Source organism: Sphingopyxis macrogoltabida (assembly GCF_001314325.1).
Lineage (GTDB): Bacteria > Pseudomonadota > Alphaproteobacteria > Sphingomonadales > Sphingomonadaceae > Sphingopyxis > Sphingopyxis macrogoltabida.
The window spans coordinates 2,912,786-2,935,194 of sequence record NZ_CP009429.1 but is presented as its reverse complement, the minus strand read 5'-3'; the positions used below and the strand labels follow the sequence as shown (position 1 = coordinate 2,935,194).

Here is a 22,409-nt window from a genome sequence, read left to right as displayed (position 1 = left end):
GTTGACTTATTTCGGCTTGGGCATTAGTCGGCATTGTCCGGCATCGTGCTGCGCTTCCCCCCTCCCTGCGGCGCGATGTCGGAACATGCCCCTAGAAAAAAGACATAGGTCCAAAACCATGCGCTCTCCCTTCCTCGCGCCCGTAATCTTTCTTTCGCTGCTGCTGACCGCCTGTTCGGGCGGCGGCGACCAGCAGGGCGGGCCTCCCGCCTTGCCCGTGACCGTCGCGGCCCCGCTCGTCCGCGAGGTCACCGAATGGGACGATTATGTCGGCCGCTTCGAAGCCGTCTCCAGCGTCGAGGTGCGGCCGCGCGCCTCGGGCTATCTGCAGCGCGCCCATTTCACCGACGGCCAATATGTGCGCGCCGGGCAATTGCTGTTCACCATCGACGCGCGCCCGTCGCAGGCGACGCTCGATCAGGCGCGCGCCCAATTGGCCCGCGCGCAGGCGACGCTCGCCAACGCGCGCACCGAACTCGCGCGTTCGGAAACGCTCGCGGCGTCGCAGGCAGCGAGCAAGGAAGAGGTCGAACAGCGCCGCGCCGCGGTACGGACGGGCGAGGCCGATGTCGCGGCCAATCGCGCCGCGATTCGCGGTGCCGAGCTCAACGTCGGCTTCACCCGCGTGACCGCGCCGATTTCGGGCCGCGTGTCGCAGCGGCTGGTCGACCCCGGCAACTCGGTCACCGCCGACCAGACGATCCTGACGACGATCGTGTCGACCAATCCGTTGCACTTCACCTTCCAGGGATCGGAAGCGAGCCTGCTCGAATATGAGCGGCGCGGCGACACGATCGACGGCTCGCCGGTGCGCATCCGGTTGCAGGGCGAAGACGATTACCGCCTGAACGGGCGGATCGACTTCGTCGACAATGCCCTGAGCAACGGATCGGGCACGATCGCCGTGCGCGCGGTCGTCCAGAACCCCGACGGCAAGCTGCGCCCCGGCCTGTTCGGCCAGCTCCAGCTCGCGGCGTCGGCGCCGCGGTCCGCGATCCTGCTGCCCGATACGGCGATCGTCACCGACGCCGCCCGCCGCCTCGTCTATGTCGTCGGGCCCAAGGACGTGGTGCAGGCGCGTCCGGTCGAACTCGGCCCTGTCGTGGACGGGCTGCGCGTGATCCGTTCGGGCGTGACCGCCAAGGACCGCGTCATCGTCAACGGCATCCAGCGCGCGATGCCGGGCAAGCCGGTCAAGACGCAGCAGGGCCGGATCGCGCCTGACGGCAAGGTGCTGATGCCCAAGGTTGCAGCACCGGCAGGGCAGGCGAAGAAGGCGCCGGCGAACAAGGAAGCCGGCAAGTGAATTTCAGCCGCTTTTTCGTCGACCGCCCGATCTTCGCGGCGGTCATCGCGATCTTCATCACGCTGATCGGCGCCTTCGCCTATCCGCAGCTTCCGCTCGCCCAATATCCTGAGATCGCCCCGCCGACGATCAGCATCAACGCCGCCTATCCCGGCGCTTCGCCCGACACGATCGCCGAAACGGTCGCCTCGACGCTGGAGCAGGAGATCAACGGCGTCGAGAATATGCTGTATATCCAGTCGTCGTCAACGCAGGGGGCGGCGCAGATCACCGTCACCTTCCAGCCCGGCACTGATCTCGATGCCGCGCAGGTGCTGGTGCAGAACCGCGTCGCGCTCGCCGAACCGCGGCTGCCCGAACAGGTGCGCCAGATCGGCGTGCAGGTGAACAAGCAGGAATCGGGCTTCCTGATGATCGTCGCGCTGAAGTCGACCGATCCGGCGATCGATATCGATTATGTCGGCAACTATGCGAACTCGACGCTGCGCGACCGCCTGCTGCGGCTCGAGGGCGTCGGCGGCGTGCAGATTTTCGGCGGCGGCTTCTATTCGATGCGCGTCTGGATCGACCCCGACAAGGCAGCGGCGCGCAACATGACCGCGACCGAAATCGTCGCCGCGCTGCAGAGCCAGAACGTCCAGGTTGCCGGCGGCTCGGTCGGCGCGCCGCCCTATGGCAAGGGCAATCCTGCCTTCGAATTGCCGGTCGAAGTCCCCGGACGCCTCGTCACGCCCGAACAGTTCCAGAATGTCGTCGTCAAGACCGACACGACGAACGGCGCGATCACCCGCCTGAAGGACGTCGCGCGCGTCGAACTCGGCGCGCAGGACTATGGCGTGCGCGGCGTGTTCAACGGGCAAAAGGGCATCGGCATGGCGGTGATCCAACAGCCCGGCGCCAACGCGCTCAACGCCGCCAACCTGGTGCTCAAGGAAGTCCAGGACGCATCGAAGGATTTCCCGCCGGGACTCGAATATGAGATTCCGTTCAACCCGACCGAATATGTCCAGGCGTCGGTAACCGCGGTGCAGGAAACGCTGCTCGAGGCGATTGTGCTCGTCGTGCTCGTCGTGCTGGTGTTCCTCCAGACCTGGCGCGCCGCGATCATCCCGATCGTCGCGATTCCGGTCGCGCTCGTCGGCACCTTCGCGGTCCAACTCGCGCTCGGTTTCTCGATCAATTCGCTCTCGCTGTTTGCGCTGGTGCTCGCGGTCGGCATCGTCGTCGACGACGCGATCGTCGTCGTCGAGGCGGTCGAGAAACATATCCGCGAGGGGCTGACCCCGCGCGAGGCGGCGCACCGGACGATGGGCGAGGTGTCGGGCGCGCTGATCGCGATCGGGCTGGTGCTCGTCGCGGTGTTTGTGCCGACGGCCTTCGTTCCCGGCATTCCGGGCATTTTCTACCAGCAGTTCGCGGTGACGATTGCCGCGGCGACGGTCTTTTCGCTGCTGACTTCGCTGACCCTGTCGCCGGCGATGGCGGCATTGTTCCTGAAGCCGCACGAGGAGCATCATGCGGAGCCGAAGAACCCGGTGATGCGCTTCGTCCGCCGCGCCGCGGACAAGTTCAATAGCGGCTTCGACAAGCTGTCCGACCGCTATGGCCGCACGACGGCGTCGCTGATCCGCAAGACCGGGATGATGCTGGTTATCTATGCGGTGCTGCTCGCCTTCACCGGCTGGCGCCTGACCGCGACCCCGACGGGGTTCATCCCCGACCAGGATCAGGGCGTGCTGATCGGCGTCGTCCAGTTGCCGCCGGGCGCGTCGCTCGACCGCACGAGCGAGGTCTTGGCACGGGCGCGGACCGCTGTGTCGGGCATCGACGGGGTCGAGAGTATCGCCGCCTTTTCGGGGCTCGACGGGTCGAGTTTCTCGACCGCATCGAACGCCGGTACGATGTTCATCCGCCTGAAGGACTGGGAAGAACGCGGCAAGGATTTGAGCGCCGCAGCGCTGTCGGGACAGCTTTCGGGCGCGCTCGCCAATGCGCTCCCCGAAGCCAATGCCTTCGTCATCGCACCGCCCGCGGTGCAGGGTCTCGGCAACGGCAACGGTTTCACGATGATGCTGCAGGCGCGCGGCGGCGAAAGCTATCGCGAGCTCGAACAGGCCACGATGGCGATGATGGGCGGGGCGCAGCAGGTGCCCGAGGTGACGCAGGTCTTCTCGCTCTTCAACACCGGTAGCCCGCGCATCTTCGCCGAGGTTGACCGCGACAAGGCGCAGATCCTGGGCGTCGACCCGACGCAGGTCTACTCGGCGCTCGGCACCTATCTGGCGTCGACCTATGTCAACGACTTCAACTTCCTCGGCCGCACCTTCCGCGTGACCGCGCAGGCCGAACCGTCGGCGCGCAGCAAGATCGAGGACGTCGGCCGCCTGCAGGTGCGTTCGACGTCGGGCGAGATGGTGCCTTTGTCGTCGGTCGCGACCTTCCGCAACGACAGCGGGCCGACGCGCGTCGTGCGCTACAATCTGTTCCCTGCGGTCGAACTGCAGGGACAGGCGGCGCCGGGCGTCTCGTCGGGCGCGGCGCTGACCGCGATGGAAGGGCTGGCGGCGAAGACGCTGCCCGCTGGGTTCGCCTATGAATGGACCGGCCTCGCCTATCAGGAAAAGGCGGCGGGGAGCAGCGCGGTGCTGATCTTCCTGCTCGCGGTGGTGTTCGTCTTCCTCGTGCTTGCGGCGCAATATGAATCGCTGCCGCTGCCCCTCGCGGTCATCCTGATCGTGCCGATGTGTATCCTTGCGGCGATGCTCGGCGTGAACCTGCGCGGGATGGACAACAACATCCTGACGCAGGTCGGGCTGGTCGTGCTCATCGCGCTCGCCGCGAAGAATGCGATCCTGATCGTCGAATTCGCCAAGCAGGCCGAGGAACAGGACGGGATGAGCCCGCTCGACGCGGCGGTCCACGCGGCGCGCTCGCGTCTGCGGCCGATCCTGATGACCAGCTTTGCCTTCATCTTCGGCGTGATCCCGCTCGCGATTGCGAGCGGGCCGGGGCAGGAGATGCGGCAGGCGCTGGGCACCGCGGTGACCTTCGGCATGCTCGGAGTCACCATCTTCGGGCTGATCTTCACGCCGATCTTCTACGTCGTCTGCCGCAAGCTCGGCGACCGCGCGAAGCGGCTGATGGGACCGCGCGACAAACACAAAGATACGCCGCTGGAGGCGCAATGATGATCCGTAACCTGTTCATCGGCGCGGGCGCGCTGGCGCTGTCGGCCTGCACGGTCGGCCCCGCCTATGTCTCGCCGACGCCGGCAGCGCCGTCGCAGGCGCCGTTCCTCGAAACCGGCAAGTCGCCGGCCTTCACCGGCGACCAGCCGCCGGGCGAATGGTGGAGCCTGTTCGCCGACCCGACGCTCGACGCGCTTGTCGAGCAGGCGCTCGTCGCCAACACCGACCTGCGCGTCGCCGCCGCCAATCTGGCGCAGGCGCGCGCGGTCCTGCGCGAATCGCGGGCCGGGCGGCTGCCCACGACCAGCGTCGGTGCCAGCGGCGCCTATGCGCGGCAGCGCAACCCGCTGGGGCCGGGGACGGTCGAGGGCGAAAGCTACGACGTCGGCCTCGACGTCGGTTATCAGGTCGACCTGTTCGGCCGCGTCGGCAGCGCGATCCGCGCCAGCCGTGCCGATGCCGAGGCGGTACAGGCCGCGTTCGACCTGACGCGCATCACCGTCGCCGCCGAAACGACGCGCGCTTATGCCGACGTCTGCTCGTTCAACCGCCAGATCGCGGTCGCCGAAGAAACGCTGCGTATCCAGCAGCAGACATTCGACCTGACGCGCCGCCTGTATGAAGGCGGCCGCGCGACGCGGCTCGAAACGGGGCAGGCGGGGGCGCTGCTCGAACAGACGCGCGCAACGATCCCGACGCTGACCGCCCAGCGGTCGGCGGCGCTTTACCGGCTCGCGGTGCTGACCGGCAAGCCACCGGCGGAGGCGCCCGCCGCGGCGGTTCTCGCCTGTCAGGCGCCGCCCGAACTCGACCGGCCGATTCCGGTCGGCGACGGTGCCTCGCTGCTCGCGCGCCGGCCCGACATCCGCCGCGCCGAACGCGAACTTGCCGCCGCATCGGCGCGGGTCAATGTCGCCACCGCCGACCTCTATCCGAGCATCAGCCTTGGTGGCTCGATCGGATCGACGGCGGATTCGATTTCGGGGCTCGGCAAGTCGGACGGCTTCCGTTTCTCGCTCGGGCCGCTGATTTCGTGGAACTTCCCCAATATGGAGGTTGCGCGGTCGCGGCTGAAGCAGGCCGAAGCGGGCGCCGACGCGGCGCTCGCGGCCTTCGACGGGAGCTGGCTGTCGGCGCTCGAGGAGACCGAAAGCGCGCTCGCCGCCTATGCCGGCGAACTCGACCGGCTCGCGGCGCTGCGCCGTGCGGCGAACGAGGCGGGCGAGGCGGCCCGGATCGCGCGGCTGCGCTATGAGGCGGGGCGTGAGAATTTTCAGGTCGTGCTCGACGCCGAACGCTCGCTGGCGCAGATTCAGGCGAGCATCGCCCAGTCCGAACAGCAACGTGCGACCTATCTCGTGTCGCTGTTCCTCGCGCTCGGCGGCGGCTGGCAGGACGCGGCTGCCTAAGCGAACGCTGTCACGCCGATCAGACGGCGAGGCCGACGGCTGGTTTCGGCCGATAGAGGTCACGCCGCCTCAGCCTTTGCCGGAAATCAGAGCTTCCGCGTCCAGTACTGAAGCTGATGCCGCTCTTCCTTCGCACTTCCAATAGTCTTCCACTCGTACCACGCCGTCACGCCGTCCAGCGGGGCATAGCCGCGGCCGCGCCAGAAAGCGTCGAGTGGGCGATAGGCTGCAGGGCGCTCGGGGTGGTCGGCGGCGCGGATGACGCTGCAGAAGGCGGCGTGTGCGGCGCCCTCGGCACGCGCCTGCGCTTCGCGGTGATCGAAAAAGGCGTGGCCGATGCCCTGACCGCGATAATCCCCGAGCAGTACCGATTCGCCGAAGTAGAAGGTGCGGGCGATGTCGAAACCCGCCGCGGCGAGCGGCGCCTGCCAGGCGTCGTCCTGGGCCGCCAGCGGCGCGGCGGTCGCGGCCCCGACGATTTCCGACCCGTCGCGCGCGACGACGACGACCGCGCCGTCGGCGGCGGCGAAATCGGCGAGATAATCGACCTCATAGGCGGCGGCGCCGTCATAGAGGTAGGGAAAGTCGCGAAACACCGTAATGCGCAGCCGGGCAAGCGCGGGGATGACGTCGGTCAGTCCCGCGCCCGTCACCGGCGCGACCGCGACGGTCATGCGCCGATCCTCATGCGCCGACCTGCCGCATCCAGTCGGTAAGGTTGTAATAGGTGGTGACGCGGTCGATCAGCCCGTCGGCGTTCACCGACAGGAAGGCGCCGCCGGGGAGGCGGTAGATCTGGCCGTTCGCCTCCGGCAGTCCCTCGTCGGTGGCGAGATAGGTGCCGTTGACGATGAACTCGGCGGCGGCCCGGTCGGCTTCGGCGAAGATCACCATGTCGGTGAGCTGTTCGCGATAGCATTTCGCCATATGCGCGTTGAATTCGCGGAACAGCGCCTTGCCGTGGCGCGGATCGCCTTGGTTGACGTCATGGCGGACATCCTCGGCAAGACAGGCGAGCATCGCTTCGCTGTCGCCGGCGTTGAACGCCGCATAATAAGTGGTGACGATATCGCGGGTGGTGGTCATGAAAGCCTCATCGACTGGGATTGTGCGATCCCGATTGGCGTCTTGTCCGGTTCGCCGCAATATAGAAATAGCAGGGCTCAGGCTCAGGGAAGAGCCTAGATCACATCCATATTATAACAGTGCCAACTGAAGATGGCGGCGGCGCCGCGATGCGGGCGCCAGGCTTCGCCGAGCTCGCGTACCCGTTTCTCGCTCGGCCGGGCTTCGAGTTGGAGAATGCGGCCGACCGCCTCCTGTACCGCAAGGTCGCCCGCGGGCCAGATGTCGGGGCGTCCCTCGGCAAAGAGCAGGTAGATTTCGGCCGACCAGCGGCCGATGCCCTTGACCTTGGTGAGCAGGGCGATCGCTTCCTCGTCGTCGGCGGGCAGGGCGTCGAATTTCAGTTCGCCGTCGAGGATCAATTGCGCGAGGCTTTTCGCATAGCCCTGTTTCTGCCCGGACAGGCCGCACGCGCGCAGCGCATCGAAATCGGCGGCGGCCACCGCTTCGGCCGGACAACCCTCGCCAAAACCCGCTTCCAGCTTGTTCCAGATCGAATTGGCGGCGGCGACGCTGACCTGCTGGCCGACGATAGTGCGTAAAAGCGTGGTGTAACCCGGGGCGCGGATACGCGGTTCGGGATAGCCCGCATGGCCGAACGCGCGCGCGAAATTGGTATCGAGCGCCGCGAGGGCGTCGATTCCGGCGTTGAGCTGCTGCTGGCTCAGGCCCATCGCATATTCTCCTTTTGTTCCTGATTTCCGCTCTAGCAGCGCTTGATTTGCCGCGCAACGCGCGACATAGCCCATCCGAATCGAACGATATGGGGATGCACATGGCCAAGCTGATTGTGGTGACGCGCGACGGGACCGAACATGAGATCGAGGGCGACACCAGCCTGACCGTGATGGAAAATATCCGCGACGCCGGCTTCGACGAACTGCTCGCGCTGTGTGGCGGCTGCTGTTCGTGCGCGACCTGCCACGTCCATGTCGAGGCGGGCGACAAGGCTGCGATGCCCGCGATGAGCGAGGACGAGAACGACCTGCTCGATTCGACGACCGACCGCGACGACAATTCGCGCCTGTCGTGCCAGCTCCCGTTCAGCGATGCGCTCGACGGCCTGCGCGTACGGATCGCCGCCGAGGACTGATTTCGCCTGATAAGCGGCTTATTGCCCCGCCGTGGCGACCGCGTAGAGCGCGATCGCGGCGGCGTTCGAGATGTTGAGGCTTTCCATCCGCGGCGAGATCGGCAGCCGTGCCAGCACGTCGCAATGCTCCATGACATTGTGGCGCATGCCGTCGCCTTCGGAGCCAAGCACCAGCGCCACCTTGCTGCCGTCGAGCGTCGAGCCGAGGGTCGTTTCGGTATCGCCCATCAGCCCGATGCGCCAATATTGCGCCTCGGCAATCTCTTCGAGCGCGCGCGACAGGTTGACGACGCGCACCCACGGCACGGTTTCGAGCGCCCCCGACGCCGAGCGGGCGATGACGCCGCTTTCGGGCGGGCTATGGCGATCTTGCGTGATGATCGCGGCGGCATCGAAGGCGGCGGCCGAGCGCAGCACCGCGCCGATATTATGCGGATCGGTGACCTGATCGAGGACGATCAGCGGGCGCCGGCTGTCGGCATCGACCTCTTCCTGCAGCAGATCGCCGAGATAGACGCTTTCGAGCGGATCGACCTCGATCACCAGCCCCTGATGCGGCGCATCGCGCGCGACGAGGCGCGCGAGGTCGGTGACGTCGGCATAGCTGATCGGAATCACCGGCGGCAGGTCGAGCTGGCCCAGCGCCTCGCGGGTGCCCCAGATGCGCTTGACGGTGCGTTCGGGATTGGCGAGCGCCGCCAGCACGGCGTGGCGTCCCCAGAAGCGGATAGGCTGGCCGCGCGTGCTCTGGCCCTGCGGGCGGCGGTGACGGGAAAATTGTCGCATGATGCGCGGCCTTTCCCATGACTGGCATTGACAGGCAAGCCTCGTTTCGCCATTGGACCGCTTCCCAAAGCGGGCCCCATGGACAGGTGGCCGAGTGGTTAAAGGCAGCAGACTGTAAATCTGCCCGGTTTTCCGTACGCTGGTTCGAATCCAGCCCTGTCCACCATATGTTCCTCCGGGAGCTTCCATTATCTTCCGAGAAAGCGTAAGTAACCCCTGCAAATGCGGGGGTTCCGCTGTCCGGCATTGTCCGAGACCTTCCGACCTCTGCGAACGAAATTGGGGGTAGCCTCGGGGGTACTGTCTCGTACCCCCAGCGCCGATACCCCCAGAGGATGGAGGAAACGGCGTGCTCACCGATGTTCAGGCGAAGAAGGCCAAGGGCGCCGACAAGCCCTATAAGCTGTCCGACTCAGGCGGGCTGTTCCTGCTGGTGTCGACGACGGGCAACCGGTCGTGGCGTCTGAAATATCGTTTCGGCGGCAAGGAGAAGCTGCTGACCTTCGGCGCCTATCCCGAGGTGTCGCTCGTCCGCGCGCGCGAGCTGCGCGAGGCAGCGAAGGCGACGCTGCGCGAGGGCCGCGACCCCGGCGTTGAGAAGAAGCAGGCCGCCGCCGCGCGAACGCTAGCGTCGTCCAATACCTTCGAGGCGTGCGCTCGGGAATGGTACGCGCTCAACAAGCCTCGCTGGGGCGACTGGCACGCGAAAAACGTCATCACCAGTTTGGAGGCCGACCTGTTCCCGGTCATCGGCTCGCTTCCGATCAAGGATGTCAACGAAGCGGTCCTGCTCGATGCGCTCCGCAAGGTGGAGAACCGCGGCGCGATCGAGACGGCGCACCGCCTGCGCCAGCGCGCGAGCGGCGTCTTCGCCTTCGCGGCGGCCGGCGGCCTCCGCACCGGCGATCCGGCCGAGGTCGTGAAATCGCTCCTCAAGCCCAAGCCGAAGGCGGGAAAGCAACCGGCCCTTACCGACCTGGCTGAATGCAAGCAGCTCATCTATGACATGGAGTGGGAGCGGGGGAGCCCTATCACGAAGCTGGCCAACCGCATGATCGCGCTAACGGCGGTGCGCTCGGCCGTCCAGCGACACGCGCGCTGGACGGAGTTTGAGGGGCTGGACGGCGACGAGCCGATCTGGCGCATCCCGCCTGCGACGATGAAGCTCGCGCTCAAGCTGAAAGACGATGTCACCTATGAGCATATCGTCCCGCTGTCGCGACAGGCGGTCGAGGTCATCGAGGCGATGCGGACGCTGACGGGGCATCTGCCCTTCGTCTTCCCGAACGAGCGGCATGGGCACCGGCCGATGTCGGATAACACGGTGCGGGGGATGATGATCCGCGTGCAGGAGGGCAAGTACAATCATCGGCATTGTCCGCACGGCTGGCGCTCGGCCTTCTCGACGATCATGAACGAATGGCGCCGCAAGAATAAGACCCCCGACGATCGCGAGGTCATCAACCTCATGCTGGCGCACGTCTCAGAAGACAAGGTCGAGGGCGCCTATAATCGTGCCGCGCATATGGAACGGCGCCGCGAGCTGGCGCAAATATGGGCGGACATGCTGCTTGAGGATATTCAACCGGCCGGCGATGTGCTCGAAGGGCTGCGCAACTAGGAACGCGGATGCCGTCGCAAATCACCCTACCGATCGTCGGCGTCCAATTCCCGAACGCGCGCGGCGTGAGCCGCCGCTTCGCCGTCGACCTGCAGCGGCCGGGCGATCCGGTCGAACTGCGCCGCGAGCCGAAGAACCCGGCCGACCCGAACGCTATCGCGGTCCACACGGCCGAGGGCGTGCAGATGGGCTATGTCCCGGCCGAGCGCGCGCCGTTCATTGGCATGATGATGACGCGCGGCGAAGTGACGGCGATCTTTCAGGGGGCCGACGACTTCGGCGCCTTCATTCGGATCGGCTTCGACGAGGCGCCGGTGCTGCCCGAGCCCGCCGCTGGCGAACGCGATGAGCCGGGCCAGCGCGGCGCGCGCGCGGCGCCAGAGCCGGGGAAGCGCGGCGCTGGCGACGAGTGGTGGCCAGACGAGGAAGGGCCTGAGTTTGGCGCGTGAGGACTTCGCCTATATCGCCGACCAGCTATCAGGGCCCCAGCAGCGCCGCCTCCTCGCGCTCGCCCGGGCGGGCAAGGCGCTGGCATGGGCCGCGGGCGACGACGAGATTGCCGCTATGTTCCTGATCGTCCGCTATACCGAGCCGTTCGGCGGCGCATTCGCGGACCTGACCGGGAAAGGGATGGCGGTGGCGCAGCGGGTTGCGCAGCAACGCTGATTCTGCCATATGCGGGCTATGGCAATGAATGCTCGCCTCCAACAACGACCGCGACCCGTCAGCGAAAGCTGGCGAGGGTAAGCGCGTCCGCTACCTCCGCCTTTCAGGGGGTAGCTCAGTTGGTAGAGCGCTCGGTTTGGATCCGAGAGGCCGCAGGTTCAAATCCTGTTCCCCTGACCAGCTAATCAGCGCACCCTGTGTCGGTGTAGCTCAATGGTAGAGCAGCGGCTTCCAATCCCGAAGACGTGGGTTCGATTCCTACCACCGATGCCATTCTCGCTTCGTCTAGCGGTAGGACGCCGCATTTTGGCTGCGGAAACGGTGGTTCGAGCCCACCAGCGAGATCCAGAGAAAAGGCGGGACAGACCGAAGTCCACCCCGCCCCTTCGCCCCAGCGCAAAAATGTAAGCGTCGGTTACCTTTTAATCCGGCAGCCGATCAGCCCATGCCCTAACGCCCGATAGTTTTGACCAACAATCTCCCCACGCGGATCGCAGGCTGAGGATGTATGCCAGCGTAGCCAAATCCCGGCGACGCTGAATCTCTGCGCTCCCGTCCGATGGCTCTAGGAGCGGCGCGACAGGCTCGCCCGAGCACGTGAGCAATTCACTTGGCGGCTTGGTCGCCTTGACCGCCACCCTGTCGCCGCAGCTCGCCAATCCCGGCAGCGAGAGGGTCATCAGAAGCGGCAGCAGCATCGCGCGCGCGTTGATTGGTCGCATCGACCTGTCCTTTCATATCGTGGGCGACGTCCAGCGCTTCGGCATCGGCCGCGGCGTCGGCGTCTTCGAGCAGTTCGGCGGCGGCTTCCCACTTTGCCCGTTCGTGGTCCCGCCCCTGATCCCATGCCCAGCAATAGGCCAGGTACAGCGCGAGGAAGGCGAGTCCGATGGTGAGCGCCCATGCGGTGACAGTCGCCATGCGAGCGCCGAGACGGGGCGCGAGCGCATAGGCAATGAGGCTGATCATGACTTCGGCTCCTCCGCCTGCGCCGTCTCTCCCGGCCTCAGGATGACATCGGGCTCGGGGGTCGAGGATCCAGTCGCCTGCGCGACGGCAACCACGGCATCAGCGAACTTCCGGCTGTTCTCAGCCTTGGTCGCATCGATCGCGTCCTGCCCGACCTTGTTCACGAAGTAGAAGCCGAGAGCCATGACGGCCATGCCGCTGAGCTGGCCCACCATGTAGGTGATGATCTGCTCGTTCTTCTCGGGGATCACCTTGAACAGCAGGAAGGGGATCACCGCCACGAAAGCGCCGACCAGAAGGAAGGCGAGGATGTTGCGGGTGCGCTCGATCTGCTCGACGGGGGTGCGGTTGGTCATGCCATAGCCTCCCGCCGCAGCAACTCTTCGATCAGGTCGTCTGCGATCGCTTCCACAGCGGCGAGGCCGATGGTGCCACCGTTGACGGCGATCCGATCATCCTTCCACCCGGGCGTCGCCGCCTTGGCGTCCAGATTGTTGGCCTTCCAGTAATAGCCTGCCGACATCATCCCGCCCTCGGGCGTGCGAATGTAGGCAGGCACGTCGGCGAGCGGAATGCCCGCCGCGTCGGCGAACGCCTGCTGGTTTTTCTTCCCCGTCGTCTGCTTTGGCCCGAAGCCGCGATGACGCCATCCATCGCCAGACGCCGGCGGCCCGTTGCCCATGCGGTTCGCATAGACATTGTTCGCCAGTTTTTCAGGGTTGTGCGCGAGGCTGTGCGCGAGCGCGTTCGGCCCGTTCGCCGCCTTGCCGCCGATCGCATAGCGCCCCGGCCAGACTTCGGCCATGCGGCGCGCTGAATAGTTCAGGTTCTCTTCTAGGCGGGTCAGGCCCATGCTCTCGACGCTGATATTTGCAAGGAAGCTCGCGACCTCGCGGAAGGTGTCGATTCCCCAGCGATAGCAGGCGTCCTGCGTCGGCTTCACCCACTGGAGGAGGTTCGCTCGCTTGTTCTGCGGGAAAGCGAGGCAGAGGAAGTCGATATCGATCTGGCGCTGCGCAAACGACAGGTCTTGCGCGATCCGCGGTTCCGGGCGGGGCTGGATAACGACGGGCTTCGGGGTTGGGACCAGCACCTTCGCCGCCGCGAGACGGGCCATGTCGAGCATCTGGATCGGGGTCATTGCTTGCGCTCCGTCGGCTGTGTCCGGTGGTAGGATTCGAGGTCTGTCACCCGCTTCCGCAGTTCGATGATGTCGGCCTTCGTCGTGTCGGTGATTTGCCGCTCGTCGATGCGCGCGACGGTGATCTGAAGCTGGTTCAGCGTATTGGCCATCCAGAGTATCGCGGCAGCAACGAGGGTGGCCCCGATACCGGCGCCCCACTTCACATAGGTGGGCGTGTCAGGCTTCGGCGCAGCGGGCGCGAAATGGGGATGGGTCTGCACAAATTCCCTGATCGCTATTTCGGCCGAAGCCTTGCCGACTTGTTCGGCGATGGCGCGGGTCGTTGCGGCGTCTCCGAGGCTCTGGGTCATGACCGGACCATTTCGGTGTTGCCGGTGCCGTCGGTCATCTCAGTCCACCCGCAGGATAAGCGCCGCGACACCGTTGGCAACGACGACAGGCAGCGACCCGGCGACAATGCCCGCCGAGAGGGTTACGCCGCGCGCCTCCACGACCGTGAAGTTGCGGCCGATCAGGTCATCGGGCAGCGGCAGCCGATCGAGGCCAGGCTTGTCGATCCAGTCGGCATAGACATAAGCTCCACCATCCGGGGTGCGGACGGTGTAGAGACTGAGACGCGCCGAACTGCGCGGGATAATATGGCGATAGGCCGCCATGCTGTACCGCTCGCCCGCCGCTGCGGTGCGGGCGCCGATGTCGAGGACGCGGCCATAGATTTTGCCCGACGTCTCGATTTCGAGCGCAAGATTGGCCACCCGCGTGCGGCGGACGCCGGGGGCGACATCGCCGATTGGCAGGAAGCCGGTCGCAAAGATCGCATCGGACCACAGCGTCAGCGCCCGCGATCCATATTCGCCCGTCGCCTGCAGCTTTGCCGCGTCGAACTTGATCGCCTCGTTACCAGCGACGGTCAGGTTGGCGGCGGCCCCCCGACTGTAATCGATGCTGTTGCCCTGATAGGTGAACGGCACCGCACCGGGTACGACGATGCTGAGCGGCGAGCCGAGGAGCCCGACCTGAAAGCCGCGCAGATATTCCATCGCCGTCGATTTCAGGACCAGCCAGTCGCAATAGATCGTCAGTTGGCCGTCGCGGTCGAAATAATGGGTCAGCGTCTGCGTATAGCTCGCCGCAGCGTTGACCGGGGCGCCCGATGCGCCGCCGTTCGCGACCCACCACGCGATATAGTCGGGGCGCGAGATGAAATCGCAGCTTTCGACAATTTTGACGTCCCTCGAATAGGGCCAGTCCCCCGTCTGATCTTCGATGGTGACGCCATCGACCATGACGCGGATGCTGTAATTCTTGTGCGGCGGGAACCAAGATTTGCCGAGCTGCGCGGTGATGACGATATTGCCGGTGTTGGTCGCACCCGAAACATGCGTCCACGTCCCGGTCGTCATGAAAGCGTTCGTCGTCCGGCGCGCCATCAACAGCTTGTTCGCGTCCAGCACCTTGACCAGCACAGACTCAACGCCCGATTGCGCCCATACCGATCCTTCGTCGGCGGTGACCTTGCCATGCCCGTTCGCGGTGCATTCGCTGATGCGATAGCCGTGGTTGCCGCCCAGATCGGTACCAAGGATCTTGTCGGGCGCGGAATCGTCCGACCCGTCGCGAAGCTGCACCCCGCCAATCCGGTTGTCGCGCAGGTTCACGCGGCACGGCGCGGCAGTCAGGTTCGGCACAGGGAATGCGACAAATCCGTTGCGGATCAGCGTTCCCGATCGCGCGCTTTCGACATAGCTGATCCCGCTCCCGGCAAGATGCAGCGTCGCACCCGCAGACGAGGGCGGCCAGACCGAAACCAGTTCAGCCGTGCTGCCGAACGGCTCATAGGGCAGCGCGACGGCCCCGGCGTTGACCATGATCTGCGACGGCTCGGGTTTGCCCGGAAACGCCACCGTCAGCTTCATAAATGCTGCAGTGGCAGGCGCGGTCACCGTTTTGGGATCGAGCGTGGTGTTGACCGGCAAGATGGGCCCGGTCGCATTCGGCCCGGTGTAGAAGGCAACTTCGGCCTGCCGGTTACCGTTGGTCGAGATGGTGAACTGATCGCCCGGCGAGCAAGGGATGTCGGCGCTGACCGCTGCGGATACGTTCGGGGACAGCGCGCCGGTCGACGACTGGATGTAATAGCCGGTCACCTTCGCCGCGGTGTTATATAGGTTCGAGCTTGGCGTGTTGCGATAGATGGCCCCGCCTGCCTCCGGATCGGACACCACGGCAAAGGCTTCGCCGCCATTGGTGATCAGCAAGCCAGCTTCGGGGCTTTCGGCTTGACGGAGCATGGTCCCGGCGTCGATCTCGTCGACGATTTGCTGCGCGCTCTTCGTGCCGGGGCCACCGGGTTCGGTTCCGGTTGCCCATGCTTCGGATAGCTCTGCGCCCTCCTTGGCGCTATAGGTTCCCGGTCCGCCCGGTTCGGTGCCTTCTGCCCATGCTTGGGCTCGCACGACTTCCGCGGCCGCATCGTCCGCTGCCTTCCGGGCCAGTACGGTGTTTTCGCCGAAATAGACTTCAACCGGCGGCTGTCCGACAATTGCTCTCGTCGCCATTCCTACGCTCCCATCAGAATAAATTCGCCCGCGAACCAAGTCCGTTTGGGCTCGCCGTCCGGCGTGACCTTCAGGTTCCAGAACAGGGTTTCGTTCGCGCCGGGGTCAGTGCCCTCGCGCAGGTCTTGGATGTCGCTTTCGGACAGGCCGAAGGTTACTATCGTGTGCCCCTCGACCAGCTCGGTGGAGAAGGTAAAGGCCTTAAGGACAGGGCTGCTTTCTTCGAACGCAGCCCGCACGCCGCCTTCAAAATCGGCATCCGTGTAATCGGTGTCCATCACGGTAAAGACGCAATTGAGCGGTTCATCGTTGAATTGCGGCAACTGCCAATAGGCGCCGCCCGCCGCCGCGATGTCTCGCGGCCACGTTGCCGGAACGGTCATGCGATTTTCCTCAGGCTATGGCGGTGATGATCCCGCCGACAGTGGTGATCGTGATGCCCCCAGCGACATGCGCGCCGTCGGCAATCGGGGTTGCCGCGGCGATGGCGGCGAGCTTTGAGCTATAGGCTTGGACGTTGGTTCCGATCACCAGCCCCAGCGTCCCGCGCGCCGTCGCCGCATCGGCGTCGTCAAGGATGGTGCGCGCAAAAGCCGTGATCGTACCGAGCGCTGCCACGCTGCCCGATGTGTAATAGGGGAACCGGTCGGCCGCCGGAGTCAGGGCAGCGATAGCGATCAGGCTAACAGGTTTGCTGGCGATGTCCGTCCAATCGACTTCCCCGGCCGCCGAATAGTCGAGGCTGGTCCATACCGTCGCGCCGTCGCCATATTTAACCTTTCGCGTGTCGGTCTCAAGGCCAGGCTCACCGAGGGCGAGGGTCGGGTTGTTGGTCGTCCAGTTCGCGGCTGTGTCGCGTCGGATGCGGAACTTGACGATAGCCATCAGTCCTCGGCCTCCGTCGTCGAATCCCCGCCGTCGTAATCAAGGTCTTCGCCGTTCTCGTTGGCCACTTCGTCGCGGTCGGCGGGGTCGAGCAGCGTCGGCGTCGGCGGGGCGGTGCCGATCTGCCCGAGGGCGAAGGGATGCTTGCCCGCGGTCTCTGACATGAGGGTCCAGCGAACGGCGAGAGTCTGCGGATCGATGGACCGGCGAACGATCACGCAATCCTGTGCGTTCAGCCCGCCTTCCGGATCGTCGATCGTCACCATGTCCCCCGGCTTGTAGAAGCGGAACTGCGGTTTCAGGTTGCGCTCTATCGGGAACATCTCGCGCCCATTGACGAGCTTGTAGGCGGTGAGCTGCGCGGCTTGGTCTTTGTCCTGGCAAAGGTCGATCTGATAGGTGTCCGCCTTTTCCTCGCCGTCTTCGGCGAGATAACCGGCGTCGGTGATCGCGTCGGACTCGACATATTCCCACTTATGATCGCCCGAGCGATATTTCGGGATATATGTGTTTTTGCGCTCGGCCCACGTCTGCATCCCGCGCGTGCGGATCGGGCCATCCGCATAATCATCGGGCGTGATGGTGACGAGCGACACGCGAGGCGCGTCGTATTTGACCGACAGGACGCCGCCCGAAAAGATGGGCTCAGCCGATCCAGCCGCCATGATGCGCTTCAGGTTCGCCCACCGGTCACCGGGCTCGAAGATGACGCCGCCGACTTTCCAATCATTGGCGCGGCAGACGTTGCCCCACGCGACGAAGGCCTCAACGTCGATCGCATCGACTGGCAGGCCGATGCCGAACATTTTCTTCCCGCTGTACCAATGCGCCAGAGCATAGGTCAGGGCGTGATCGTCGGGCCACTCGCTGTAGGCCCACGTCGTGCGGTCATTGCTGCGCTGCGCCCCCGATCCGCCCGGATAGGTATCGTCGAGCCGGGGATTATACGCCTTCACCCCCCGCCAGACGGCGCCGAACTGCGGCACGCCGCTGGTGTATTTCTTCCCGGCCTTGTCGAACAGCGCGCCCCAGAGAATAGCGGCCTTGCCTGACAGCTTCGACGATGCATCCCACCCCGGCATCGGCGTCCAATTCGGGACCAGCGCCGATGCTTCAGGGCAGGCGCCGAGCTGATAGTCCCGGTGCATGAAACCGGCGTAATAGCCCGTCGCATCGCCGCCGCTGAAGGGCACTTCTACGAAATCGGCGTGCATCGAGACCAAGGCTTCGACCGGCCCGCACACCGAATATTCGATCACCATCCCTCGGTAGGGATTCTGGACCTTGCCGACTTTGCCGCCATAACCGACATCGTGTCGGAGAATGCCGCCGAAATAGGTCTCGCCGATGATGTAGGGCGAGGGCGCATTCGGATCGACGGTGATCTGGTTCACGCTGCCCTGCGCTGGCGGCTTCTTTGCGGTGGCCTGCGCAAGCATCCCGGCCAGACCGGACGCGAGCCCAGCATAGGTGGCGATGGATGCCGCCGATGCCGTCACCCCCAGCGCGGAGAACATCATGGTCCCGCCGAGCGCCGAGCCGACGCCCGACGCGATCAGCGCGACACCCGCCACGACGCCGGCAATCTTTCCGACCGTCCGCAGCACTTTAGACACGGAAGGCGGCCTTCACATGGGGGAGGACATCGGCGATCATCTGCAAGCCCTCCCCGGCGCCATGCCAGCCCATCATCTTGTTCCCGGCGCAGACCACCACAGCGTCAAAGGGGCCGTCCTCGCCCGGCAGTACCGCGAGATCGCCGACGATCATCTCAGCGGGGAGGATCGGCATCAGGCCAAGACCTTCGAGCAGGGCGGTGAGGTCACACGCCCCCATGTCCTTGAGCGCCCGCTTCGCGCCGACGGCAGAGCGGTACGACGGCATAGGCGGCGGCTTGTGCCCCATGTTGCGAAGGTGCGAGCGCAGCAGATGGCCGCATGTCGCGCCGTGCCAGTCGAACGATTTGCCCCGGAACTTGTCGTAGGTTTTCTGGGTCGCGGCGGCGCGTTCGGCGAGGTTCATCAGAATTGCGCCGCCCATTGCCGGCCGCCACCGCCGCTGCCGCCGGAAGATATTCCGGATGTCTGCGCAGGCTGCCCCGTGCCCCATGCCACCCCGACCGACACGCCGATGGCATTGTCTTCGCCGGTCTCGCCGGGGAACAGCGTCTTATGCCAACGCGGGCTGAGATTGTTGCCCTCGTTGATGATCATCAGGCGCGCGGCGCGCGACGAGATGGTCATCTCGAGATCGCGCTGGCCCCGGTCAATCAGGAGGTCGGTCGAATCGACCTGTCCGTCAAACTCAAGGCTCGGCGTTCCAGTAACCGCTGCGGTGTCCGGATCGACTTCGGCGATCCACATCCGCACCCGGCACCCCTGATAGGTCGCCTGCGACAGGTCGGCGGCGGCGGCGGACGAGGTTGGGAGCCATGTCGCGCGCATTGCCGGGATGTCGTCGCCCGTTCCCTGCGAGGGGGTTTCCAGCGAACCGATCGTGCCGAACTTTTCGTCCTGGCTTTCGAAGGTCTCGGCGTCCCATTTCACGAACGCGCCGTCGCAGAGCCGCAGGGTCGCATCGGGCAGCTCGACTTTGACGAGCCCGGCCAGCGTCAGGATATCCATCAGGCCGCTTCCTCGATGTCGAAACTGATACCGATGTGATGCGCGAGGCTGATCGACCAGCCGATTTCATCACCGATCACGAGGCCTTCGATCATCGGCTTTTGCAGGACGATCACGTCATTGTCGGCGGGCGACTTGCGGAGCAGCGGGGTCAACTGGATCGTTGCTTCGCCGTCGCTGTCGGCCTGAACCGGGGCGGCAGCGTTGTAGAGATAGTACTGGCCCCCGGTAACGATGTTGAGCCAGAAGCCCTCGCTTACGCCGTAGCCCGGCCGAAAGCCGTCCGCGATGATGCTGCCGCCCGCCTGTCCAGCGCCCATGACCAGCGGGGCGCCGGGCGAGCCCTGTTCCACACCTGCCAACGGCAGTTCGATCCGGATGCCTTCGGTCTTCGCCTTCAGCAGCCGGGAGACGACGACACGGCCCAATTCCTTGTTGGGGATCGGCGGCAGCGACACCGACACGCGGAAGCGATTGCCCAAGCGATTGATGCGCTGGATCGCGCCGCCGGTGGGCGGGCGCAGAATGCCGCCATAGTCGATCAGCGCGGGCGAAAAGCCGTTCGGGACGACGCCATCGGGTAGCTCGATCATGCGAGCTTCCAGTTGCTGGCGAAGGCCGATTGTTCGTGCGCGCGCGCCGCGCCAGCCTCGGCGATGCCGGGACCGGCGCGCATGACGTGGCCGTTCACGATCACGTCGAAGTAGGGGGACGGGACGATTTGCGCGATGCCACCCCCGCGCCCGATGCCATCATTCGGAATGACCGAGCCGCTGATGTGGGGCGTGAAAATCTCCGGCCCTTCTTCGCCGACGAGATAGCTTCGCCCAGCCATCGCCGGGCCTCCTTCGGCGAGGGCTCCGGAGATTTTCCCAAACTCCATCCCGAACAGGCTGAAACCCTTGCCCCCGGTGAAGATGCTTCCAAATTTGTCGAGCGCGCCGAAGATGCCGCCAATGATGTCGAAGAAGTTTCCGGACTTAATGCCGCGGACGAAACGGTCCAACTCGCTCAGAGCGCCCTCGACCATCTGCGCGACACTCTCGATGACCTGTACCTTCATGACCGCGGCCTGTTGGCCTACTTTGCCGAACGCCTCGCCCATGCGGTCGGAGATGTCGGCGCTGATTTCTTCGAGGGATTTCGTGCCGTCGACCGGTGCGATGTCGACATCAAGCCAGCCATCGGGTTGATCAAGGAAGTTGCGCCAGAGTTGCGCGATGGCGTCCGAATAGCGTTCCGCACTGATCTTGCCGCGATCAAGCGCCTGCTTCAGGGCGCCTAGCGTTTCATTCGCTTCTCGCGCCTTCGCTTCGGCAGGAAAAAGCCGGTCAAGGATCTCCTGAAGGTTGCTTGCTACTTTTCCTAGCCCACCGACCGCACCTGAGGTCCGCTCAACGGCCTTCGTCCCCGCATCAATGTTGGCGGTATTGACGGTTGGCAAATTGATAGGCGCTGTGGCGGCCGCAATGTCTCGGTCGAGTTTCGCTTTGGCACCGAGCAGGGTGATAACCGCTGCCTCGGCCGCCTTGGCGTCAGACACCGCCTGTCCAGCTTGCCGGCGCGCATTATTGAACCTCTCCTGGCTGGAAGAAACACGGCCCTGTATGCCCTCGCCGGGGCCGCCGCCGCTGGCGAGCGCCGCCGTGCGCTTTGCCTCGGCGACGGCCGCCCTAGCGTCCGTTTCAGCTTGAAGGAGTCGCGTCTGCGCAGCCCGTAGCCTTTGGGCCGCCAGTTCGCGCTGCGCCATTGCTGCCTTCAACGCCGCCTCGCGCTCCCGTCCCATCGCTCCTGCCAGGTTGTCGGATGCCACCTTGGCATCTCTCGCCGTCTGCTCTGCGGTGCTCAATGCGCGACTATACGCGTGCGAAGCGGGAACGGCTTCGCGGGTCCGATTAGTGAAAAGGTATATCCCGCCCGCTAGAGCGGTGATCGCGATCCCAATCCCGGTTGCGATCAACAGTCCGCGAAGAGCGGTCGCCAACGCGACCGAGGCGCCTGCCATTGTAACCTCCGCCGCCGCAACCGCCGCGAGCCTCGCTTGCATTGCCAACAGTGCCGGGGCGAGTTTCGAAGCGAGCGCTATGGTCAACTGGCCGACTACGGTCACTACCGGGCCGAACGCCGCTGCTACACCGGCGGTCACGAAGACGACTTTTTGCATCGACGGTGACAGGCTCAGAAAAGCCTCCGCGACGGATTTTACGGCACCGACTATTTTCGGAATAACGGGTAGAATCGCTTCGCCGATAGCGTCCATGGCCTGATCAATCGCGACCTGCGCTTGACGCCAAGGCTGGGTATCGGCCGCCGCTTGGGCTGCGCCCGCAAACTGGCGCTCGACCTCTCCGAGAATGATGCCTTGCGCGCGCGCGACCTGTCCGGTTTTGGTGAACGCTTCGATCTGCGCCTTCTGCGCCGCCGTGAACTGGACACCGACGCGGGTCAGGGCAGTGATGCCCTGTATCGGCGAGTTCAATGCTTTTCCGAGCATGATCGCGGCCGACTGCGGGTCACCGCCCATGCGGGTCGCCATATCGATGGCGGCCTGTTGCGCCCGGTCGAACTGCTCCCCGGCGACATTGCCGAATGTCAAAAGATTTGCCGTAACTTTCGTCAGAATTTCATCAGCCGCGAAGAGGCTGTGCATTTCCATCGCATCGGCTGCTTTGGCGAGCTGGTCGGCAGTTTTACCAGACGCATTGCCCATCGACGCGAGGGCTGATTCGACCTGACCCATTGCCGCTCGTTGCTCGAGCGCGCCCCTCACTGCCTGCGCGGCCATCGCCGCCATCGGCAGGGTGATGCCCAAGGTCATTTTGCGGCCGACATCGGCCATTGAAGCGCCGATCTTCTCGAACTGCTTTTGCGCCTGTCGGAATTGTTTCGTCGAGGCGTCGAGGCCCGATTTGAATGCGCCCGATTCGAGGCCCAATCGCACAAGGAGGCTGCCCAAAAGCTCCGCCATCCGCGCCTCCTATTATCTGAACGTGCAAAGGGGACGGCCCCAAAGGACCGTCCCGATTGTCAGCACT

General features: G+C 65.2%; 23 protein-coding genes and 4 tRNA genes. 11 read left to right on the top strand and 16 right to left on the bottom strand.

What is annotated here, in order from left to right; genetic code table 11:
• Positions 1-118 precede the first annotated feature (118 nt).
• Genes LH19_RS14460 through LH19_RS14450 form a run of 3 tightly spaced genes read left to right on the top strand, consistent with a single transcriptional unit; the run spans position 119 to position 5,903 of the window.
• On the top strand, positions 119-1,306 hold the full coding sequence (locus LH19_RS14460; RefSeq protein WP_054729260.1) for an efflux RND transporter periplasmic adaptor subunit: 1,188 nt from the start codon (positions 119-121) through the stop codon (positions 1,304-1,306).
• Positions 1,303-4,494: an efflux RND transporter permease subunit gene (locus tag LH19_RS14455; RefSeq protein ID WP_054729257.1), complete on the top strand. Its 3,192-nt coding sequence runs from the start codon at positions 1,303-1,305 to the stop codon at positions 4,492-4,494. Before LH19_RS14460 ends, LH19_RS14455 begins: the two co-directional genes overlap by 4 nt.
• On the top strand, positions 4,491-5,903 hold the full coding sequence (locus LH19_RS14450) for an efflux transporter outer membrane subunit (RefSeq protein WP_054729254.1): 1,413 nt from the start codon (positions 4,491-4,493) through the stop codon (positions 5,901-5,903). Before LH19_RS14455 ends, LH19_RS14450 begins: the two co-directional genes overlap by 4 nt.
• A gap of 86 nt (positions 5,904-5,989) precedes the next feature.
• Here LH19_RS14450 and LH19_RS14445 read toward each other — a convergent pair whose 3' ends face one another.
• The 3 genes from LH19_RS14445 to LH19_RS14435 all read right to left on the bottom strand — a co-directional run bounded on the left by LH19_RS14445 (position 5,990) and on the right by LH19_RS14435 (position 7,702).
• A complete protein-coding gene (locus tag LH19_RS14445) occupies positions 5,990-6,577 on the bottom strand; it encodes a GNAT family N-acetyltransferase (RefSeq protein WP_054729252.1) in 588 nt (195 codons plus the stop codon).
• A 10-nt stretch (positions 6,578-6,587) separates the two neighbouring features.
• A complete protein-coding gene (locus LH19_RS14440; RefSeq protein ID WP_054729249.1) occupies positions 6,588-6,989 on the bottom strand; it encodes a ketosteroid isomerase-related protein in 402 nt (133 codons plus the stop codon).
• A gap of 95 nt (positions 6,990-7,084) precedes the next feature.
• Positions 7,085-7,702, bottom strand: coding sequence for a DNA-3-methyladenine glycosylase family protein (locus tag LH19_RS14435; protein WP_054729245.1), 618 nt, complete (start codon positions 7,700-7,702; stop codon positions 7,085-7,087).
• A 101-nt stretch (positions 7,703-7,803) separates the two neighbouring features.
• Here LH19_RS14435 and LH19_RS14430 point away from each other — a divergent pair, with 101 nt between their 5' ends.
• Complete coding sequence (locus LH19_RS14430; protein WP_054587150.1) at positions 7,804-8,121, top strand: 2Fe-2S iron-sulfur cluster-binding protein; 318 nt, start codon at positions 7,804-7,806, stop codon at positions 8,119-8,121.
• Between the two features lie 18 nt (positions 8,122-8,139).
• Here the strand turns inward: LH19_RS14430 and rlmB are convergent, their stop codons facing one another.
• Positions 8,140-8,907 carry a 23S rRNA (guanosine(2251)-2'-O)-methyltransferase RlmB gene (gene rlmB, locus LH19_RS14425; RefSeq protein ID WP_054729242.1) on the bottom strand — a complete coding sequence of 256 codons (768 nt, stop codon included), beginning with the start codon at positions 8,905-8,907 and terminating at the stop codon, positions 8,140-8,142.
• Positions 8,908-8,987: 80 nt separating this feature from the next.
• On the opposite strand from rlmB, the gene LH19_RS14420 reads away from it, so the two are divergent.
• The 7 genes from LH19_RS14420 to LH19_RS14390 all read left to right on the top strand — a co-directional run bounded on the left by LH19_RS14420 (position 8,988) and on the right by LH19_RS14390 (position 11,542).
• Positions 8,988-9,073, top strand: a tRNA-Tyr gene (locus tag LH19_RS14420).
• Positions 9,074-9,256: 183 nt separating this feature from the next.
• Positions 9,257-10,528 carry a tyrosine-type recombinase/integrase gene (locus LH19_RS14415; protein WP_054729240.1) on the top strand — a complete coding sequence of 424 codons (1,272 nt, stop codon included), beginning with the start codon at positions 9,257-9,259 and terminating at the stop codon, positions 10,526-10,528.
• Positions 10,529-10,536: 8 nt separating this feature from the next.
• Positions 10,537-10,977, top strand: coding sequence for an HIRAN domain-containing protein (locus LH19_RS14410; RefSeq protein WP_054729237.1), 441 nt, complete (start codon positions 10,537-10,539; stop codon positions 10,975-10,977).
• Positions 10,967-11,194, top strand: a complete 228-nt coding sequence (locus tag LH19_RS14405; RefSeq protein WP_054729234.1) for a hypothetical protein — start codon at positions 10,967-10,969, stop codon at positions 11,192-11,194. The genes LH19_RS14410 and LH19_RS14405 overlap by 11 nt, the downstream gene beginning before the upstream one ends.
• Positions 11,195-11,298: 104 nt before the next feature.
• Positions 11,299-11,374 (top strand) — tRNA-Pro (locus tag LH19_RS14400).
• A gap of 19 nt (positions 11,375-11,393) precedes the next feature.
• Positions 11,394-11,467 (top strand) — tRNA-Trp (locus LH19_RS14395).
• A 1-nt stretch (position 11,468) separates the two neighbouring features.
• Positions 11,469-11,542, top strand: a tRNA-Gln gene (locus LH19_RS14390).
• 258 nt (positions 11,543-11,800) lie between these two features.
• Here the strand turns inward: LH19_RS14390 and LH19_RS14385 are convergent.
• From LH19_RS14385 to LH19_RS14330, 12 genes are read right to left on the bottom strand one after another with little or no spacing between them, the layout of a single operon-like run.
• Positions 11,801-12,163: a hypothetical protein gene (locus LH19_RS14385; RefSeq protein WP_054729231.1), complete on the bottom strand. Its 363-nt coding sequence runs from the start codon at positions 12,161-12,163 to the stop codon at positions 11,801-11,803.
• Entirely contained in the window at positions 12,160-12,519 is a 360-nt protein-coding gene (locus LH19_RS14380) for a hypothetical protein (protein ID WP_054726353.1), read from the bottom strand. Before LH19_RS14380 ends, LH19_RS14385 begins: the two co-directional genes overlap by 4 nt.
• Positions 12,516-13,304, bottom strand: coding sequence for a glycoside hydrolase family 19 protein (locus LH19_RS14375; protein WP_054726352.1), 789 nt, complete (start codon positions 13,302-13,304; stop codon positions 12,516-12,518). Before LH19_RS14375 ends, LH19_RS14380 begins: the two co-directional genes overlap by 4 nt.
• Positions 13,301-13,657, bottom strand: a complete 357-nt coding sequence (locus tag LH19_RS14370; RefSeq protein WP_054726344.1) for a hypothetical protein — start codon at positions 13,655-13,657, stop codon at positions 13,301-13,303. Before LH19_RS14370 ends, LH19_RS14375 begins: the two co-directional genes overlap by 4 nt.
• Before the next feature lie 39 nt (positions 13,658-13,696).
• A complete protein-coding gene (locus tag LH19_RS14365; protein WP_054729228.1) occupies positions 13,697-15,865 on the bottom strand; it encodes a hypothetical protein in 2,169 nt (722 codons plus the stop codon).
• Positions 15,866-15,867: 2 nt separating this feature from the next.
• Positions 15,868-16,248 carry a hypothetical protein gene (locus tag LH19_RS14360; protein ID WP_054729224.1) on the bottom strand — a complete coding sequence of 127 codons (381 nt, stop codon included), beginning with the start codon at positions 16,246-16,248 and terminating at the stop codon, positions 15,868-15,870.
• A gap of 10 nt (positions 16,249-16,258) precedes the next feature.
• A complete protein-coding gene (locus LH19_RS14355) occupies positions 16,259-16,750 on the bottom strand; it encodes a hyaluronate lyase N-terminal domain-containing protein (RefSeq protein ID WP_054729222.1) in 492 nt (163 codons plus the stop codon).
• Positions 16,750-18,366: a phage tail protein gene (locus LH19_RS14350; RefSeq protein WP_145923470.1), complete on the bottom strand. Its 1,617-nt coding sequence runs from the start codon at positions 18,364-18,366 to the stop codon at positions 16,750-16,752. Before LH19_RS14350 ends, LH19_RS14355 begins: the two co-directional genes overlap by 1 nt.
• Positions 18,359-18,772 (bottom strand): DUF6950 family protein, encoded by a 414-nt coding sequence (locus tag LH19_RS14345; protein WP_145923469.1) that lies wholly within the window; start codon positions 18,770-18,772, stop codon positions 18,359-18,361. The genes LH19_RS14350 and LH19_RS14345 overlap by 8 nt, the downstream gene beginning before the upstream one ends.
• Positions 18,772-19,374: a hypothetical protein gene (locus LH19_RS14340; RefSeq protein WP_054729210.1), complete on the bottom strand. Its 603-nt coding sequence runs from the start codon at positions 19,372-19,374 to the stop codon at positions 18,772-18,774. The genes LH19_RS14345 and LH19_RS14340 overlap by 1 nt, the downstream gene beginning before the upstream one ends.
• Positions 19,374-19,967 (bottom strand): hypothetical protein, encoded by a 594-nt coding sequence (locus LH19_RS14335; RefSeq protein ID WP_054729207.1) that lies wholly within the window; start codon positions 19,965-19,967, stop codon positions 19,374-19,376. Before LH19_RS14335 ends, LH19_RS14340 begins: the two co-directional genes overlap by 1 nt.
• Complete coding sequence (locus tag LH19_RS14330) at positions 19,964-22,342, bottom strand: phage tail length tape measure family protein (protein ID WP_054729204.1); 2,379 nt, start codon at positions 22,340-22,342, stop codon at positions 19,964-19,966. Before LH19_RS14330 ends, LH19_RS14335 begins: the two co-directional genes overlap by 4 nt.
• Between the last annotated feature and the right edge of the window lie 67 nt (positions 22,343-22,409).

What these genes read in the sequence shown, in the direction of transcription:
- LH19_RS14460 (WP_054729260.1), top strand. Translation starts at nt 119, where the DNA reads ATGCGCTCTCCCTTCCTCGCGCCCGTAATCTTTCTTTCGCTGCTGCTG.
- LH19_RS14450 (WP_054729254.1), top strand. Translation starts at nt 4,491, where the DNA reads ATGATGATCCGTAACCTGTTCATCGGCGCGGGCGCGCTGGCGCTGTCG.
- LH19_RS14445 (WP_054729252.1), bottom strand. Translation starts at nt 6,577, where the DNA reads ATGACCGTCGCGGTCGCGCCGGTGACGGGCGCGGGACTGACCGACGTC.
- LH19_RS14440 (WP_054729249.1), bottom strand. Translation starts at nt 6,989, where the DNA reads ATGACCACCACCCGCGATATCGTCACCACTTATTATGCGGCGTTCAAC.
- LH19_RS14435 (WP_054729245.1), bottom strand. Translation starts at nt 7,702, where the DNA reads ATGGGCCTGAGCCAGCAGCAGCTCAACGCCGGAATCGACGCCCTCGCG.
- LH19_RS14430 (WP_054587150.1), top strand. Translation starts at nt 7,804, where the DNA reads ATGGCCAAGCTGATTGTGGTGACGCGCGACGGGACCGAACATGAGATC.
- rlmB (WP_054729242.1), bottom strand. Translation starts at nt 8,907, where the DNA reads ATGCGACAATTTTCCCGTCACCGCCGCCCGCAGGGCCAGAGCACGCGC.
- LH19_RS14410 (WP_054729237.1), top strand. Translation starts at nt 10,537, where the DNA reads ATGCCGTCGCAAATCACCCTACCGATCGTCGGCGTCCAATTCCCGAAC.
- LH19_RS14385 (WP_054729231.1), bottom strand. Translation starts at nt 12,163, where the DNA reads ATGATCAGCCTCATTGCCTATGCGCTCGCGCCCCGTCTCGGCGCTCGC.
- LH19_RS14380 (WP_054726353.1), bottom strand. Translation starts at nt 12,519, where the DNA reads ATGACCAACCGCACCCCCGTCGAGCAGATCGAGCGCACCCGCAACATC.
- LH19_RS14375 (WP_054726352.1), bottom strand. Translation starts at nt 13,304, where the DNA reads ATGACCCCGATCCAGATGCTCGACATGGCCCGTCTCGCGGCGGCGAAG.
- LH19_RS14370 (WP_054726344.1), bottom strand. Translation starts at nt 13,657, where the DNA reads ATGACCCAGAGCCTCGGAGACGCCGCAACGACCCGCGCCATCGCCGAA.
- LH19_RS14365 (WP_054729228.1), bottom strand. Translation starts at nt 15,865, where the DNA reads ATGGCGACGAGAGCAATTGTCGGACAGCCGCCGGTTGAAGTCTATTTC.
- LH19_RS14360 (WP_054729224.1), bottom strand. Translation starts at nt 16,248, where the DNA reads ATGACCGTTCCGGCAACGTGGCCGCGAGACATCGCGGCGGCGGGCGGC.
- LH19_RS14355 (WP_054729222.1), bottom strand. Translation starts at nt 16,750, where the DNA reads ATGGCTATCGTCAAGTTCCGCATCCGACGCGACACAGCCGCGAACTGG.
- LH19_RS14345 (WP_145923469.1), bottom strand. Translation starts at nt 18,772, where the DNA reads ATGAACCTCGCCGAACGCGCCGCCGCGACCCAGAAAACCTACGACAAG.
- LH19_RS14340 (WP_054729210.1), bottom strand. Translation starts at nt 19,374, where the DNA reads ATGGATATCCTGACGCTGGCCGGGCTCGTCAAAGTCGAGCTGCCCGAT.
- LH19_RS14335 (WP_054729207.1), bottom strand. Translation starts at nt 19,967, where the DNA reads ATGATCGAGCTACCCGATGGCGTCGTCCCGAACGGCTTTTCGCCCGCG.
- LH19_RS14330 (WP_054729204.1), bottom strand. Translation starts at nt 22,342, where the DNA reads ATGGCGGAGCTTTTGGGCAGCCTCCTTGTGCGATTGGGCCTCGAATCG.